At 57.6% G+C, this 15966-nt stretch carries 17 protein-coding genes; 7 read left to right on the forward strand and 10 right to left on the reverse strand.

Annotation, left to right across the window (positions count from 1 at the left end; translation table 11 throughout):
• Position 1: 1 nt before the first annotated feature.
• From livG to AC6I8D_RS18590, 4 genes are all read right to left on the reverse strand, one after another.
• On the reverse strand, positions 2-769 hold the full coding sequence (gene livG / locus AC6I8D_RS18575) for a high-affinity branched-chain amino acid ABC transporter ATP-binding protein LivG (RefSeq protein WP_312054282.1): 768 nt from the start codon (positions 767-769) through the stop codon (positions 2-4).
• Entirely contained in the window at positions 766-2037 is a 1272-nt protein-coding gene (locus AC6I8D_RS18580; RefSeq protein ID WP_497820568.1) for a high-affinity branched-chain amino acid ABC transporter permease LivM, read from the reverse strand. Before AC6I8D_RS18580 ends, livG begins: the two co-directional genes overlap by 4 nt.
• Complete coding sequence (gene livH / locus AC6I8D_RS18585; protein ID WP_312054279.1) at positions 2034-2960, reverse strand: high-affinity branched-chain amino acid ABC transporter permease LivH; 927 nt, start codon at positions 2958-2960, stop codon at positions 2034-2036. The genes AC6I8D_RS18580 and livH overlap by 4 nt, the downstream gene beginning before the upstream one ends.
• Before the next feature lie 133 nt (positions 2961-3093).
• The gene (locus AC6I8D_RS18590; protein WP_089561860.1) at positions 3094-4206 is read right to left on the reverse strand and encodes a branched-chain amino acid ABC transporter substrate-binding protein; all 1113 of its coding nucleotides are present in this window, start codon (positions 4204-4206) and stop codon (positions 3094-3096) included.
• Positions 4207-4603: 397 nt separating this feature from the next.
• Between AC6I8D_RS18590 and panM the strand changes: the two genes are divergently transcribed.
• On the forward strand, positions 4604-4999 hold the full coding sequence (gene panM / locus AC6I8D_RS18595) for an aspartate 1-decarboxylase autocleavage activator PanM (RefSeq protein ID WP_312054275.1): 396 nt from the start codon (positions 4604-4606) through the stop codon (positions 4997-4999).
• A 62-nt stretch (positions 5000-5061) separates the two neighbouring features.
• On the opposite strand, the gene rpoH is transcribed toward panM, so the two are convergent.
• The 4 genes from rpoH to ftsY form a co-directional block, all read right to left on the reverse strand.
• On the reverse strand, positions 5062-5919 hold the full coding sequence (gene rpoH, locus AC6I8D_RS18600; RefSeq protein WP_031376708.1) for an RNA polymerase sigma factor RpoH: 858 nt from the start codon (positions 5917-5919) through the stop codon (positions 5062-5064).
• Positions 5920-6160: 241 nt separating this feature from the next.
• Positions 6161-7147: a permease-like cell division protein FtsX gene (ftsX, locus tag AC6I8D_RS18605; protein ID WP_312054273.1), complete on the reverse strand. Its 987-nt coding sequence runs from the start codon at positions 7145-7147 to the stop codon at positions 6161-6163.
• Positions 7137-7805: a cell division ATP-binding protein FtsE gene (gene ftsE, locus AC6I8D_RS18610; RefSeq protein ID WP_031376707.1), complete on the reverse strand. Its 669-nt coding sequence runs from the start codon at positions 7803-7805 to the stop codon at positions 7137-7139. Before ftsE ends, ftsX begins: the two co-directional genes overlap by 11 nt.
• A 5-nt stretch (positions 7806-7810) precedes the next feature.
• Positions 7811-9481: a signal recognition particle-docking protein FtsY gene (gene ftsY, locus AC6I8D_RS18615; RefSeq protein ID WP_497820569.1), complete on the reverse strand. Its 1671-nt coding sequence runs from the start codon at positions 9479-9481 to the stop codon at positions 7811-7813.
• Between the two features lie 233 nt (positions 9482-9714).
• Here ftsY and rsmD point away from each other — a divergent pair, with 233 nt between their 5' ends.
• Together rsmD and AC6I8D_RS18625 are read left to right on the forward strand one after the other, a co-directional pair.
• Complete coding sequence (gene rsmD / locus AC6I8D_RS18620; RefSeq protein ID WP_312054270.1) at positions 9715-10314, forward strand: 16S rRNA (guanine(966)-N(2))-methyltransferase; 600 nt, start codon at positions 9715-9717, stop codon at positions 10312-10314.
• Positions 10304-10576 (forward strand): DUF1145 family protein, encoded by a 273-nt coding sequence (locus tag AC6I8D_RS18625; protein WP_312054269.1) that lies wholly within the window; start codon positions 10304-10306, stop codon positions 10574-10576. The genes rsmD and AC6I8D_RS18625 overlap by 11 nt, the downstream gene beginning before the upstream one ends.
• Before the next feature lie 28 nt (positions 10577-10604).
• Here the strand turns inward: AC6I8D_RS18625 and AC6I8D_RS18630 are convergent, their stop codons facing one another.
• Positions 10605-10961 carry a DUF2500 domain-containing protein gene (locus AC6I8D_RS18630; RefSeq protein WP_312054268.1) on the reverse strand — a complete coding sequence of 119 codons (357 nt, stop codon included), beginning with the start codon at positions 10959-10961 and terminating at the stop codon, positions 10605-10607.
• A 152-nt stretch (positions 10962-11113) separates the two neighbouring features.
• On the opposite strand from AC6I8D_RS18630, the gene AC6I8D_RS18635 reads away from it, so the two are divergent.
• Positions 11114-11743 carry a lysoplasmalogenase gene (locus AC6I8D_RS18635; protein ID WP_312054267.1) on the forward strand — a complete coding sequence of 210 codons (630 nt, stop codon included), beginning with the start codon at positions 11114-11116 and terminating at the stop codon, positions 11741-11743.
• A gap of 84 nt (positions 11744-11827) precedes the next feature.
• Positions 11828-14110 (forward strand): zinc/cadmium/mercury/lead-transporting ATPase, encoded by a 2283-nt coding sequence (locus tag AC6I8D_RS18640; protein ID WP_312758840.1) that lies wholly within the window; start codon positions 11828-11830, stop codon positions 14108-14110.
• Between the two features lie 51 nt (positions 14111-14161).
• On the opposite strand, the gene tusA is transcribed toward AC6I8D_RS18640, so the two are convergent.
• Positions 14162-14413 (reverse strand): sulfurtransferase TusA, encoded by a 252-nt coding sequence (gene tusA, locus AC6I8D_RS18645; protein WP_031375242.1) that lies wholly within the window; start codon positions 14411-14413, stop codon positions 14162-14164.
• Between the two features lie 204 nt (positions 14414-14617).
• Between tusA and AC6I8D_RS18650 the strand changes: the two genes are divergently transcribed.
• Together AC6I8D_RS18650 and AC6I8D_RS18655 are read left to right on the forward strand one after the other, a co-directional pair.
• Positions 14618-15283, forward strand: coding sequence for a 7-cyano-7-deazaguanine/7-aminomethyl-7-deazaguanine transporter (locus tag AC6I8D_RS18650; protein WP_312054265.1), 666 nt, complete (start codon positions 14618-14620; stop codon positions 15281-15283).
• 118 nt (positions 15284-15401) lie between these two features.
• Entirely contained in the window at positions 15402-15956 is a 555-nt protein-coding gene (locus AC6I8D_RS18655; protein ID WP_031375244.1) for a DcrB family lipoprotein, read from the forward strand.
• Positions 15957-15966: the final 10 nt, after the last annotated feature.

The following is a 15966-nucleotide window of genomic DNA, read 5'->3' on the forward strand; positions in this document are numbered from 1 at the left end:
CTTACGCCTCTCCTAAATAGGCACGGATCACGTCCGGATTATTGCGGATCTCTTCCGGCGTGCCGTTAGCCAACGGCGTTCCCTGATTGACCACGTAAATGCGATCGGAAATACCCATCACCAGCTTCATATCATGTTCTATCAGCAGCACGGAAACTTTGTGCTCGCCACGCAGTTCGGCGATCAGCTCATCAAGCTCGTGCGTCTCTTTGGGGTTAAGACCGGCCGCCGGTTCATCCAGCATCAGGATTTCCGGGCGGGTCACCATGCAGCGCGCAATCTCCAGACGACGCTGCTGACCATAAGCCAGGTTACCGGCCTGACGGTTAGCCAGATCCAGCAGACCGACCCGCTCCAGCCAGTTGGCTGCGCGATCGAGCGCCTCGCTTTCACTGCGACGAAACGCCGGTGTTTTGAGCAGGCCGGCAAACAGCCCGCTCTTCAGATGTTGATGTTGCGCCACCAGCAGGTTTTCAATCACCGTCATTTCACGAAACAGCCGCACGTGCTGGAAGGTGCGCACAATCCCCATCCGCGCAATCTTCTGGCCGGGCAATCCTTCCAGATGCTGCTCACGCAGTTTAATGCTGCCGCCGGTCGGCTTGTAGAAGCCGGTCAGGCAGTTAAACACCGTGGTTTTACCGGCACCGTTCGGCCCGATTAGCGAGACGATTTCCTGCGGATGCAGCGCCAGCGCCACGTTGTTAACCGCTAACAGGCCGCCGAAGCGCATCATCAGGCCTTCAACGGCTAATAAAGGCTGACTCATGCCTGTTCTCCTTGTTTACCTTGTCTCAGCTTCAGATGCGGACGCTTCATCGGCAACAGTCCCTGCGGACGCCAGATCATCATCAGCACCATTAAGCCTCCCAGCACCAGCATGCTGTACTCATTGAGATCACGCATCAGCTCGCGCGACACCACCAGCAGAATGGCGGCCAGTATCACCGCAAACTGCGAGCCCATGCCGCCGAGTACCACAATCGCCAGCACAAAAGCCGATTCGACAAAGGTAAAGGATTCCGGGCTGACAAAGCCCTGGCGCGCGGCGAACAGGCTGCCGGCAAAGCCGGCGAAGGCGGCGCTGATGGTGAAGGCAGTCAGTTTAATCCGGGTCGGGCTGAGGCCAAGCGAACGGCAGGCGATTTCATCCTCACGCAATGCTTCCCAGGCGCGGCCCAGCGGCATCCGCAACAGACGGTTAATCACAAACAGCGTCAGCACCACCAGCAGCAATGCCACCAGATAGAGGAAGATAATCCGGTCACTGGGATCGTATTTCAGGCCAAAGAAATGGTGGAAGGTATCCCAGCCGCCTTCACGCGGCGTCCGGCCAAATTCCAGACCAAAGAAGGTCGGTTTCGGGATCTGGCTGATGCCGTTCGGACCACCGGTCAGGGCGGTATTGTTGAGCAGCAGAATACGCACGATCTCACCAAAGCCCAGCGTCACAATTGCCAGATAGTCGCCGCGCAACCGCAAGACCGGGAAACCCAGCAGCAGACCAAACAGCGCGGCCACCATGCCCGAGAGCGGCAGGCATTGCCAAAAGCCCAGCCCGTAATAGTGATTCAGCAAGGCGAAGGTATAGGCGCCGATGGCATAGAAGCCGCCGTAACCTAAAACCAGTAAGCCCGACAGGCCGACCACCACGTTCAGCCCGAGACCGAGCATCACGTAGATCAGCGTCATGGTGGCAATATCGACCGTGCCGCGCGACACCAGGAAGGGCCAGGCGAGCGCCGCCACGATCATTACCGCCATCACCAGTTTTTGCTTCGGCGTTGAGCCATCAATGCCTGGCAACACCAGCGCCGGACCCGAGATTTTCTTCAGGCCGCTCTGCCAGACCGGCCGCAGCAGCTGGAACAGAAATACCACCACACAGGCGACCGCAATACAGTTCCAGCGCACGCTGCCGGCGTTTTGCACCACCAGGTTAGTGCCGTCCAGATTCAGGCGCAGCCCCATAAAGAAGCTGGCGAGCAGCAGCAGCATCAGCGACGAAATCAGGGCGTTGAGTAAGGAAGACTTCATACTTTTTCCACCTCCGGACGGCCCAGAATCCCGGTCGGCATCACCAGCAGTACCACAATCAGTAAGGCAAAGGAGACCACATCTTTATACTCGGTGCTCAGATAGGCGGAAGTCAGCGCTTCGGCGATTCCCAGCACCAGGCCACCAATCATCGCGCCCGGAATACTGCCAATGCCGCCCAGTACCGCAGCGGTGAACGCCTTCATGCCGGCCATAAAGCCGATGAACGGGTTGATCGATCCGTAAAACTGGCCCAGCAACACGCCCGCGACCGCCGCCATGGCGGCACCGATGACAAAGGTCAGTGAGATGACGCGATCGGTATTGATGCCCAGCAGGCTGGCCATTTTCAGATCTTCGGCACAGGCGCGACAGGCGCGGCCCATACGCGAATAGCGAATAAAGGTGGTCAGCGCCAGCATCGCCAGGAACGTCACCACCCAGATCACAATTTGCATGGTGGAGATGGTGGCGGCAAAGCCGTTGCTCTCGCCGACGGTCCACTGACCGGTAATCAGGCTCGGCAGCGCCAGGTCGCGCGATCCCTGGGTCAGGCTGACGTAGTTTTGCAGGAATATCGACATCCCGATGGCGGAGATCAGCGCAATCAGGCGCTTAGAGGAGCGCACCGGCCGGTAGGCGACGCGTTCAATGCTCCAGCCGTAGGCGCTGGAGATAATTACCGCCATCACAAACCCGGCGGCAATCATCAGCCAGCTGGTGTCGATGCCCATCATCATCAGGGCGGCAATCACGATAAAGGAGACGTAGCTACCGATCATGTAAACCTCGCCGTGGGCGAAGTTGATCATGCCGATGATGCCGTAAACCATGGTGTAACCGATGGCGATCAGCGCATAGGTGCTGCCGAGGGTAACACCGTTGAACATCTGCTGGATAAAATAGAGGAACTGCTCGGACATACCTTAACCCTTACTTATCCGCTCGTGACCGAACGGAGTACAAAAAACGCCTGGCAGCACAGACCAGGCGTTAGTGTTGCAGGGGAGCAGGCAACGGTTACCCGCTACCTGACCCGCCAGTAAACAGCCTGATTTACTTCACAGCGGTCGAGGTACCGTCGGCATGCCATTTGAAGACACCGAACTCAAAGCCTTTCAGATCGCCTTTCTGATCCCAGCTCAGGTTGCCCATCACGGTTGGCACCGCAGCGCCTTCCTTCAGGTTTTTCACGATATCTTCCGGCTCTGCGCTCTTGCTGCGCTCCATCCCGGCCGCCAGCGATTGCAGGGCAGCATAGGTGGTCCAGACGAACGGACCGGTTGGATCGAGTTTCTTCGCTTTCAGCGCATCAACGATCGGTTTGTTGGTCTCAACCTGATCGTAGCGTTTCGGTAAGGTCACCAGCATGCCTTCAGAGGCGGCACCGGCGATGTTGGACAGCGAGGCGTTACCGACCCCTTCCGGCCCCATGAACTGGGTTTTCAGACCGGCAGCACGCGCCTGGCGAACAATCTGGCCCATCTCCGGGTAATAACCGCCGAAGTAGACGAAATCGACGTTCTCTTTCTTAAAGCGCGCCACCAGGGTGGAGAAATCTTTATCGCCTGCGGTGATACCTTCAAACATCACGATGTTGGCGCCCTGCTTTTTCAGGCTATCCTGCACTGAACGCGCCAGGCCTTCGCCATACTGCTGCTTGTCGTGAACCACGGCGATCCGCTGCGGCTTCAGTTCGGTCATGGCATATTTGGCTGCAGTCGGGCCCTGATCGGAGTCGAGACCGGTGGTGCGCATAATCAGTTTATAACCGCGGGCGGTGAGATCCGGTGCGGTGGCGGCAGGGGTAATCATCAGCACGCCTTCATCTTCATAGATGTCGGACGCCGGCTGGGTCGATGAGGAGCAGAGATGGCCGATAACATAGCGGATGCCGTCGTTGATCACTTTGTTGGCTACCGCCACCGCCTGTTTCGGGTCGCAGGCATCGTCATATTTCACCGCAACCAGTTTGTTGCCGTTGACGCCGCCTTTGGCATTAATATCTTCAATCGCCTGAGTCGCTCCGGCAAACTGCATGTCGCCATACTGCGCAACCGGGCCAGACATCGCCCCAACAATCGCCACTTTAATATCTTCAGCCAGCGCTGCATGGCTCATCGCCAGTGCTACGCATCCCGCCAGTAATGCGCGACCTTTCATTTTCATCCGGACTACCCCATGTGTTATGTCGTGTATGTGTGAGTGCAAACTGCCAGATAAAGATCAAAAACTGATTAAGCAATAATGAGTTAGCGCACTTTTCTGGCATTTATTAGTAATAAGGCTTTATTTTTCAGGTTATTAAACAGGAAGTTTCTTCTGTAAATCAACTGACATATTCAGAATTGCCTGAGTGCAACAGCATAATACACTGGATGCAACGGCCGGTTTTTCACCACTTTGCCAGCGGGTTATGCTGGATTGATCGCATCCGGGGCCTGTTTACAACTATCATCCTGGCAGCCAGGCCATCTTTTGACCTGTTTTATTGATGAAAATGTGTCAGCGCTCTGGTTGTATACTTTCGCTACACTTTCCCCTTTTACAAGTACAGGTGTTTGTCATGAAGCTCACCATCCAGCGTTTAACCGCGCTGACGCCGCAGGACCGCATTGATCTGGCAAAAATCTGGCCGGATCTGGAGATTGATAGTCTGGAACAGAGCCTGAATGAACGGCATCGCATTTACGCGGCGCGCTTCAACGATCGTCTGCTGGGTGCGTTGCAGCTGGAGATTTCAGGCATTCACGGCAAGATTCATCGGCTGGCGGTGCGCGATGTCACTCGTCGACGGGGAGTCGGACAATACTTGCTGGAAGAGACCATCAGGCAGAACGGCTCATTAGCGGACTGGTGGATGGCAGATGATGGCAGCGACGATCAGCAGGTGCGGGCGGCGTTTATGCAGGCGTGTGGTTTCAGGGCGCAGGCGGATGGCTGGGTATTAGCGGTCGGTTAGGCGGACGCAGAAAACAAAAAGGGCGACATCATGATGTCGCCCCTGAAGGTTACCTTAGGGTATTACGCTTCGATCGCCATGCGCAGTTTTTTCATGGCGTTCTTTTCCAGCTGGCGGACACGTTCCGCCGAGACGCCGTATTGATCGGCTAACTCCTGCAGCGTGGTTTTGTTGTCTTCATCCAGCCAGCGGGCGCGGATGATATGCTGACTACGCTCATCCAGACCTTCCATCGCATAGCTCAGCTTGTCTGCGGCGTGGGCATCCCAGTTATCCTCTTCGATGCCGTCGGCAAAGTCAGAGGTTTTATCCTGCAGATAGAGCACCGGTGCCATTGATTTGCCTTCGCCGCTCTCATCGTCGGCCGACATATCAAAAGTCATATCCTGCGCTGCCATACGTGATTCCATTTCACGCACGTCTTTACTGCTCACGCCCAGCTCGCGCGCCACCATCTCGACTTCATCCTGGTTGAACCAGCCCAGACGCTGCTTGGTTTTGCGCAGGTTAAAGAACAGCTTACGCTGTGCTTTAGTGGTCGCGACTTTCACGATACGCCAGTTACGCAGCACGTATTCATGAATCTCGGCTTTAATCCAGTGCACGGCAAATGAGACCAGGCGCACGCCCACTTCAGGGTTGAAGCGACGCACTGCTTTCATCAGGCCGATGTTACCTTCCTGAATCAGGTCAGCCTGCGGCAAGCCGTAGCCGGAGTAGTTACGAGCGATATGAACTACAAAGCGTAGGTGAGACAGGATCAGCGTCTTTGCCGCATCCAGATCGCCCTGGTAATGCAGCCGTTCAGCCAACGCTTTTTCCTCTTCTGCCGAGAGCATCGGCCAAGTATTGGCAGCCCGGACGTAAGACTCCAGGTTACCAAGAGGAGCAATAGCTAAAGTTTGCATTTCTTTGGTCATTCAAACCCTCACAAATTCAGTGGAATTGCCGCACATTTCCTTGCGCAGACGATACAGTATGTCAACGTCGCGCGAAATCCGAAAGCAATCTGTGCTACCGGGACAACAAAGTTATCCACAACAACAATTATAGCAGTGAATATTTTACACACAGATGACAGGAAGGGAAGCGGGTAATGCGTCCTCTGCATCCTATCTTCGGTAGCAGAGGACTATTATAACAAAAAAATGTTGCAGGCGTTTACTGGGGCGTAAATCGGCGTAAATGTTGTACCGTCGCCAGCCAGGCGGCCACCCAGCCGATGATAGCGGCAATCAGTAATAACAACAGCGCCTCATCCCAGGAGAACCCTTCCAGTGAGAAGGTAGTGCCGAATACGGTCGCCACGTGGGCCACCACCGACTGTAACCGCAGCACCAACACTTCTGACAGTACCAGCGACAGTACCGCGCCGCTGAAGCCCAGCAACGCGCCGCCATACAGGAACGGCCGCAGGATAAAGCCATCGGTCGCGCCAATCAGCTTTTGTACGTTGATGGTATCGCGGCGGGCAAAAATGCTGAGCCGTACGCTGTTACCGATCACCAGGAACACCGCCACAATCATCAGCACGCCGATCATTGAAGCAATCTGCCCTACCAGTCCGGTCAGCGCCGCCAGCCGTGCGAACCAGCTGTCGTCCATCCGCACTTCATCCACGCCCTGCACTTTGGTGACCCTATCGCGCAGGCTCTGCATGGTGTCAGAGTTCTGGAAATTAAGCTTCGGCGTGATAATCGCCACCGCAGGCAGCGGATTCTGCTCCAGCATATCCATTGCACCGCCAAAGCCTGACCAGTTGCGGAACTCGTTGAGCGCCTCTTCCCGCGTCAGGTAATTGACGTTATCCACGCCATCAACCTGTTTGAGCTGCGCCACCACGTTTTCCGCAGCAGTGTCATCCAGCGCTTTGTCGAGATAGACCGTCAGCTGCGGTGCCGGATACCACTGCGTCGCCGCCTGACTGACGTTTTTCCACACCATATAGCAGACGCTTGGCAGGGTCAGCGAAATGGCGATTACCATCACCGTCAGCAGCGTCGCCAGCGGCTGACGCCACATGTCAGACAGGGTACCGCGCAGCGCATAGCGCCACTGCTCCTGCCAGCCGCCTTTCAGCGCTTTGCTTTTCGACGGCGACTGCTTCGCTTTCTGCGCCGTCGGGCGTTTATTGCGTTTATTGACCATCGTGGCCTCCGTGCAGGCGTCCCTGATTCAGCGTCATGACGCGGTAGTTACGACGGGCGATTAAGCCGTTGTCGTGCGTCGCCATTAATACCGTGACGCCAACCCGGTTGAACTCTTCGAACAGCCGCAGAATATCTTCCGACAGCGCTTCATCAAGGTTACCGGTCGGTTCATCCGCCAGCAGCACCGCCGGTTTGTTTACCACCGCACGGGCGATACCGACACGCTGCTGTTCACCGCCTGACAGCTGAATCGGGTAACTTTTCGCTTTGTCGAGCAGGCCGACTTTATCCAGCGCTGCCGAGACGCGACGACGGATATCTTCGCCGCTGGCACCGGAGATAATCAGCGGGATCGCCACGTTGTCATACACCGAACGATCCATCAGCAGGTGGTGATCCTGAAAGATCATGCCGATCTGACGGCGCAGGAAAGGCACCTCACTGTTACGCAAGCGGGAAATATCGTGGCCGCTAAACCAGATTTGTCCGGCACTCGGACGCTCAATGCCACAAATCAGCTTCAGCAACGTACTTTTACCGGCACCGGAGTGGCCGGTCAGGAACGCCATTTCGCCGGGACGCAGATGGAAATCCACCCCCTGCAGTGCCTGACGTCCGCCGAGATATGCCTTACTGACCTCTTCAAAGCGAATCATCCTAATTAGTCCTCTCGGGCAAACAGTGCCTCAATAAAATCGTCCGCCTTAAACGGTCGTAAATCCTCGATGCCTTCCCCGACACCGATATAGCGAATCGGAATGCCGAACTGATCGGCGATCGAGAAGATCACGCCGCCCTTGGCGGTGCCATCCAGCTTGGTCAGCGCGATGCCGGTTAAACCCACCGCTTCATCGAACAGTCTGGCCTGGCTGACCGCGTTCTGCCCGGTGCTGGCGTCAAGCGTCAGCATCACTTCATGCGGCGCATCTTCGTCCAGCTTCTTCATGACGCGGGTAATTTTCTTCAGCTCTTCCATCAGGTGCGATTTGTTCTGCAGACGACCGGCGGTATCCGCGATCAGCACATCCACACCGCGTGATTTGGCCGCCTGAATCGCGTCGAAGATGACCGACGCGGAATCCGCACCGGTATGCTGGGCAATTACCGGAATATTGTTGCGCTGACCCCAGACCTGCAGCTGCTCGACCGCAGCGGCACGGAAGGTGTCACCGGCAGCCAGCATCACCGATTTGCCCTCGGCCTGATACTGCCGCGCCAGTTTACCGATGGTGGTGGTTTTCCCCACCCCGTTGACGCCAACCATCAGGATGACAAACGGCGTTTTGCCGGAGACATCCAGCGGCGCATCGACTTTGGCCAGAATCGAGGCCATTTCGGCTTTCAGCAAGCCGTAGAGCGCTTCTGCGTCACGCAGCTGCTTACGGTTCGCCTGCTGCGTCAGATGGGTAATGATGCGGCGGGTCGTATCGACGCCGACGTCGGCAATCAGTAACTGCTCTTCCAGCTCATCAAACAGGTCATCATCAATCTTTTTGCCACGGAACAGACTGACAAAACCGGAACCAAGGTTCTGACGGGTTTTCACCAGGCTGCGCTTCAGACGAGCAAAGAAGCCCTCCTTGCTGGGACGTTCCTGCTCCTGCGTGATGATTGGCGCCGCGGCTAACGGCAGATCGCTGACGGTATCCGGCACGCCATCGGCTTCTTCGCTTTCCGCCAGTGCTTCCAGCTCTTCATCGCTCAGCGGCGCGTCGGCCGATGGCGTTTCGATGATTTCCGCATCGCCCAGCGCCAGGGCTTCCAGCTCTTCGTCGCTCAGTGGCGCGTCGGCCGCTGGCGTTTCGATGATCTCCGCCTCGCCCAGCGCCAGCGCGTCCAGCTCTTCGTCGCTCAGTGGCGCGTCGGCCGCTGGCGTTTCGATGATCTCCGCCTTGCCCAGCGCCAGCGCGTCCAGCTCTTCGTCGCTCAGTGGCGCGTCGGCCTGATGCAGTTCAGCATCAGCCGCCGGCGTGATAACGGCGTCAGCCTCGACGACCGGGGCAACGTCAGCCTCCGGCGCGATCTCCGTTTCCAGTAAGGCTTCCGGGTCAGCCTGAATCGGCTCCGGCTCCGCCAGGGCTTGCGGCGCGGCTTCGTGCGGCGCAGCGGCCGTCACATCCGCATCACGCTGCTGTCCGGCCACCGTTTCGGTGATGGCGACAGTCTCTTCCGCTTGCGCTTCAGCCTGGGTTAAGGTTGCGGCTTGCTGCTCTGACTGCTGCTGAGCAGACTCAGCCGCCTGCTGCGCCTGCTCCTCCGCAGAGGGTTGCTTCTCTTCTTCTTTGCCAAATCCCAGCCAGGAAAAAAAGCCACGTTTTTTCTCTTTTGCCATTGTGTGACTACACTCCTCGATGGCTTTGTCCCGGTCGCACGTCGTTTCCAGGGGTGAATCAATTAAAATTGGCTAACGCCAGACCGGCGTAAAACCGCAGAATACTGCATGACTTCAGCAACTCAGTAGTCTAACACTTTCCAGCCAGCTCACCACAGCACCCTTTTTTAACGTTTCTTCTCACCGATTCGCCCGTTAAACTACGCAACAAATTATGACGAGTTGTGAGCAAGATGACTAAAAACCCCCGCAGTACCGGCGGTGCCGGCCAGATCCGCATCATCGGCGGACAATGGCGCGGACGCAAATTGCCGGTGCCCGATAGTGCCGGACTGCGCCCGACCACCGATCGGGTACGTGAAACGCTGTTTAACTGGCTGGCGCCGGTACTGCCCGACGCACGTTGTCTCGACTGTTTCGCCGGCAGCGGCGCGTTAGGTCTGGAAGCGCTGTCGCGTTACGCTGAATCGGCTACGCTACTGGAGCTGGAGCGTCCGGTGGCACAGCAACTGATGAAGAACCTGCAGACGCTTAACGCCTGCAACGGCAAGGTGATTCAGACCAATGCACTCAGCTTTCTGGCCCAGCCGGGCCAACCGTTTGACGTGGTGTTTATCGATCCGCCGTTTCGTCAGGGCCTGCTGGAGCAAACGCTGCAACTGCTGGAACAGAACCACTGGCTGGCAGACGAGGCGCTGATCTACGTCGAAAGTGAAGTGGAAAATGGCGCGCCGCCGGTGCCGCCAGAGTGGAACCTTTATCGCGAGAAAATAGCCGGACAAGTGGCTTATCGTTTATATCAACGTCAACTGGAGACGCAGGATGTTACTTAATTTGGGGCGTCTGTTGATGCTGTGCGTGTGGGGTTTTTTACTGGTTAACGTAGTCCATCCCTACCCGAAGCCGCTGACCTACTTCATTAATGTCGCGCTGTTTTTCATGATCATGATGCACGGCCTGCAGCTGGTGTTACTGCGTGCCACACAGACCAAAGATGCCCCGCCAATCGACCGCCTTACCCAGGCGAAAGTGTTTGTGTTTGGCGTATTTGAGCTGGTCGCCTGGCAGAAAAAACACTTCCCGCGGAAAAAGTAGTCTTCAGAGCGGGCACCCTGCCCGCTGATTACTGCGCTGGCGTAAAGCTGATAAAGCGCGTCCCCTGCATTTTCAATTCACCCCTCGCCCCTTTATCCAGCTGATGATACTGCGCTTCCTGAAGCTGCACTTTTATGTCGCTGGCTCCGTTAAGCGGGTGAAACAGCGCCTCGTAACGCATCTCTTCGCCGGCAATCACTTCACGCTGACGTGAGCGCCGATTGGGTGCCGGAAATTCCCGTTTGGTTTTAACCTGCGCCGTCAGGGATCGTACCGGAGAGGCGTCATTGACCGCGCTTTCCCGGCGCTGTTTGATGAACTGACGGGTGGCCAGCACGGCGATAATTGCCAGAACGATAATAAAGATTAGCGGTGGTTTGCTCATAGTTCTCTCGTGCTTAAAGGGTGCGGATGGCGTTAACTGCGCGGCAAAGCATACAACCAGAGTTGCCTGATTGTCACATCGTCGGGACGTAACCTAAACTGGAAGGGATATTTTGGGATCTTTCACCATTTGGGTTAAAAAAGGGAGAAACAATGCTCTGGTCTTTCCTCGCTGTACTTTTCTCCGGCTGGCTCTACGTTGATGCCACCTATCGCGGTCCGCAATGGCAACGCTGGCTGTTTAAACCGGTCACGCTGCTGCTGCTGGTCGGCCTGGCCTGGCAGGCTCCGACGCTGAATACCACTGACTATCTGATTCTGGCCGGCCTGATCGCCACGCTGGTCGGTGATGCGCTGACGCTGTTGCCCCGTCAGCAGATGCTCTATGCGATTGGCGCATTTTTCCTTTCACATCTGCTGTATACCCTCTGCTTCGCCGCCAGTATGACCATGACCTTTTTCTGGCCGATTCCGCTGACGCTGCTGGTTATCGGCGCGGTGCTGATTGGTATTCTGTGGAGCAGGCTGGAAGATTTGCGCTGGCCGATCTGTACCTTTATCGGCATGACGCTGGTGATGACCTGGATCGCTACGGAGCAATACTTCTTCCGCCCTACCGATTACAGCTTCTCAATCATGGTCGGTGCAGGTCTGCTGCTGCTGGCTAACATTGTCTGGTTTATCAGCCACTATCGCCGTCGTTTCAGTGCCGACAGCGCTATCGTTGCAGCCTGCTACTTTGCCGGTCACTTTATGATCGTCCGTTCACTGTGGGTGATTTAAAAAATTGACCTTGACTCTGGAGTTCACTCCAGAGTGTAGGATAGCGGGATGGGCAGCTTCGTCCATCCCTTTTCCGGAGGTCATATGCATCAACAAAACGCCTGTGGCTGCGGCTGCGGCAAACCGCGTGCCAGCCACGCCGCAGCCAAACCCCTGTGCCAGCTCCCTCAGTCCCGTCCCCTGACGCTCTCTATTCAGGCCGCTACTCCGGTCACGCCCGACAGCGCAGGCTGCTGCTGCGACAGTAACAGCAGCCCCGGCAACGACGCCGATGAGGAGAGTGACCGGCGACGCGTCGGCAGTCTCCCTTTTAGCTGGCAGGTCAGCGGGATGGATTGTCCCGGCTGCGCCCGCAGCATTGAAACCGCCGTTCAGCAGGTCGCGGGCGTCACCGAAGCGCGCGTCCTGTTCAGCAGTGAAAAACTGGTGGTCAATGCGGACAGCGACGTGCGGCAGGCGGTGGAGCAGGCGGTCAAAAAAGCTGGCTTCCGGCTCAGTACCCAGACCGAAACGACAGCCGATAGCCCACGCTGGCAGCATAACCGCATGCTGATTGCGCTGGCGCTGCTGGTGCTCGCCAGCAGCCTGCTCAGCCATTTCGCGCCGCTGTGGGGCGATCGCCTGTTTGTCGTCACCACCCTGGTCGGCCTGTTCCCGGTGGCTCGCAGCGCCTGGCAACGGCTGCGCAGCGGCTCGCCTTTCACTATCGAAACCCTGATGACGCTGGCCTCAGCGGGTGCGCTGATCATCGGTGCCCACGCTGAAGCAGCGATGGTGCTGGTACTGTTTCAGCTTGGCGAACAGCTCGAAAGCTATGCCGCCTCGCGGGCGCGCAGTGGCGTGACCCGTCTGATGGCGCTGCGGCCGGAATCGGCAATCCGACTTGAGCAGGGTCGGCGCAGCGAGGTGCCACTGGCTGCGCTGCAGCCCGGCGATCAGATTGAAGTGGCAGCCGGCAGCCGTCTGCCGGTCGATGGCCGCCTCATTACGCCGCTCGCCAGCTTTGATGAAAGTGCGTTAACCGGCGAGTCGCTGCCGGTAACACGCAACAGCGGCGAAAAAATACTGGCTGGTGCCACCAGCATTGACCGGCTGGTGACGCTGGAAGTGGTCTCGAAACCGGGCGAAAGCGCGATTGACCGGATACTGCAGCTGATTGAAGAAGCGGAAACCCACCGCGCCCCGGTTGAGCGCTTTATCGATCGGTTCAGCCGTCTCTATACGCCGCTGGTGATGCTGCTGTCGCTGCTGGTGATGGTGGTGCCTCCGCTGCTCGGCGCGGGAGAATGGCAGCCGTGGATCTACAAGGGCCTGACCTTACTGCTGATTGGCTGCCCCTGTGCGCTGGTGATCTCTACGCCAGCGGCGATTACCTCCGGGCTGGCTGCTGCCGCACGTCAGGGCGCGCTGATCAAAGGCGGTGCGGCCTTAGAACGTCTGAGTTCCCTGCGCATGATGGCGTTCGATAAAACCGGCACTCTGACCGTTGGCAAGCCGCAGCTCACCGGGATTCTGCGCTTTGGCGAGACCGGCGACGCGGAGATGCTGGCGCTCAGCGCGGCGGTTGAACAGGGCGCGACGCATCCGCTGGCCAGTGCGATTGTGGCGGCCGCTGAGGCACGTAAGCTGACCATCCCGGCCGCCCGCGATCAGCAGGTTCAGGCCGGATGTGGCATTACCGCGGTGGTCGATGGTCAGCCGATCCGGTTGCTGACGCCCGCGCAGATGACCGGACTGACGGTGCAGCAAACCGAACAGATTACCCAGCGTGAAGCGGCCGGTGAAACGGTGGTGGTGCTGACCCGCAATGGCGAGGCGCTGGGCGCGCTGGCCTTGCGCGATCAGCTGCGCAGCGATGCGATCGCCGCACTACAGGCGCTGAAAAAACTGGGCATTGAGAGCCTGATGCTGACCGGCGACAACCCGCGGTCCGCGGCAGCCATCGCCCGGCAGCTGGGCATTGAGTACCGTGCCAGCCTGCTGCCGGCCGATAAGGTGGCGGCGATAGCAGAACTGAGCCAGCAGCAGCCGCTGGCGATGGTCGGGGATGGCATTAATGATGCGCCAGCGATGAAAGCGGCGACGCTGGGGATCGCGATGGGCAGCGGCACCGACGTTGCGCTGGAGGCGGCCGATGCCGCGCTGACGCGCAATCAGCTCAGCAATCTGGCACCGATGATTGTGCTGGCGCGCCGTACGCGCCGCATCATTCGGCAGAACCTGACCATTGCGCTGGGGCTGAAGGCGGTATTTCTGGTCACGACCCTGCTGGGGCTGACCGGATTGTGGCTGGCGGTGCTGGCGGATTCCGGCGCAACGGCGCTGGTCACCGCCAACGCGCTGCGATTACTGCGCAACCGAAGCTGAAGACGAGCGGCCGGTCAGATGACGGGCCGCGAAGCCAATTGGCATCCAGCGTTACTCCGCCATGCCTTTCTGGATCAGGAACTGATACGGCAGGTTATCGGTCTGCTGTGCCAGCAGGCGATGCTCCATAAAGCGGCAGAAGCCGGGAATATCGCGGGTGGTGGCCGGATCGTCGGCAATGATCAACAGCGTATCGCCATCCTGCAGGCTGCGAACGGTTTTGCGCACCATCATCACCGGCTCCGGACAACGCAGGCCACGGGCATCCAGTTGATGGTCGGCAGAGGAAAAAGCATCGCTCATAATGGACTCGGTTCAGGGTTAGGGCGCTCATTCTAGCGCGTAGTGCCAATGACGCAAGGCGATAACGATTGCGCTAAAATTAACCATTGCATAAATAGCACAACGCGGTAAGATGCCGCCGCTTTTTGCTCATAAAACTGCCAGGCGCTGCCCGAACGGCGTCCCGCAATGGGTTCCCTCACCCCAACATTAAAAAGGTTGATTATGCTCGCATTCTCTTCGCGTCAGCGCATGCATGCGCTGTTCTGGTTATCGCTGTTTCACCTGCTGGTGATCACCTCCAGTAACTACCTGGTGCAGCTGCCGATTTCAATTTTCGGCTTCCACACCACCTGGGGCGCGTTCAGCTTCCCGTTTATCTTCCTGGCAACCGATCTGACCGTGCGCATCTTTGGCGCGCCGCTGGCCCGACGCATTATTCTGGCGGTGATGATCCCGGCGCTGTTTATCTCCTATGGTGTCTCGTCGCTGTTTTATCAGGGCGAATGGCAGGGCTGGGCAGCACTGGAACAGGTCAATCTGTTTGTCGCGCGTATCGCCTGTGCCAGTTTTATGGCTTACGCGCTGGGTCAGATCCTCGACGTTCACGTCTTCAACCGTCTGCGCGCCCTGCCTCAATGGTGGATCGCCCCGGGCTGCGCCATGTTTCTCGGCAACATCAGCGATACGCTGGCCTTTTTCTTCATCGCCTTTTATAAAAGCCCTGATGCGTTTATGGCCCAGCACTGGGTCGAGATTGCCCTGGTGGACTACAGCTTCAAAGTGCTGATCTGCATGGTGTTCTTCCTGCCGGCCTACGGCGTATTGCTCAATGCCGCGCTGAAACGGCTGGCTGAGCGCCGTGCCACCAGCCAGATAAATTTCGGCTAACCCGCCATACCGGTTTACGCCATTACCCGCTAAGATCTGCTGACAATCATCAGGTTGCGTTTGCAACCTGATTCCTGTTGTATTAACGGCTGACTGGAAACTTAAAAAAGGGATTCTGATGCGCAACCTGGTGAAATATGTAGGAATGGGCTTACTGGTGCTCGGCTTAGCCGCCTGTGACCAGAAGAAAGATGACGCGGCGAATGACAACGGCGTCAGCGCCAGTCAGTCGGCGCAAACCGTAACGCTGATGGATGGCAAACTGAGCTTCTCGCTGCCGCCGGGCATGTCGGATAAGAGCGGTAAGCTTGGTTCGCAGACTACCAATATGCACGTGTATGCTGATGAAACCGGTGCGCGCGCGATTATTGTGATTGCCGGTGAGCCGACCAGCGATGGGCTGGACGTGCTGTCACAGCGTATGGAGCAGCAGCAGCGCAACCGCGATCCGCAACTGCAGGTGGTCTCGAACAAAGCGGTCACGCTGAAAGATCAGCCGGCACAGCAGCTGGATACGGTGATTTCTGCCAACAACCAGACCTCATGGTCATCGGTGATTCTGGCTAAAGTTGACGGCAAACTGGTGACGCTGCAGATTACTCTGCCAGGCGACAACCAGCAGCAGGCACAAAGCGATGCCGACAACATTGTGAAGAGTATTGCGCTGAAATAAGGCCGGGCGA

The sequence above is a fragment of the Pantoea sp. X-Soil-MYKO-1785 genome (assembly GCF_059730675.1).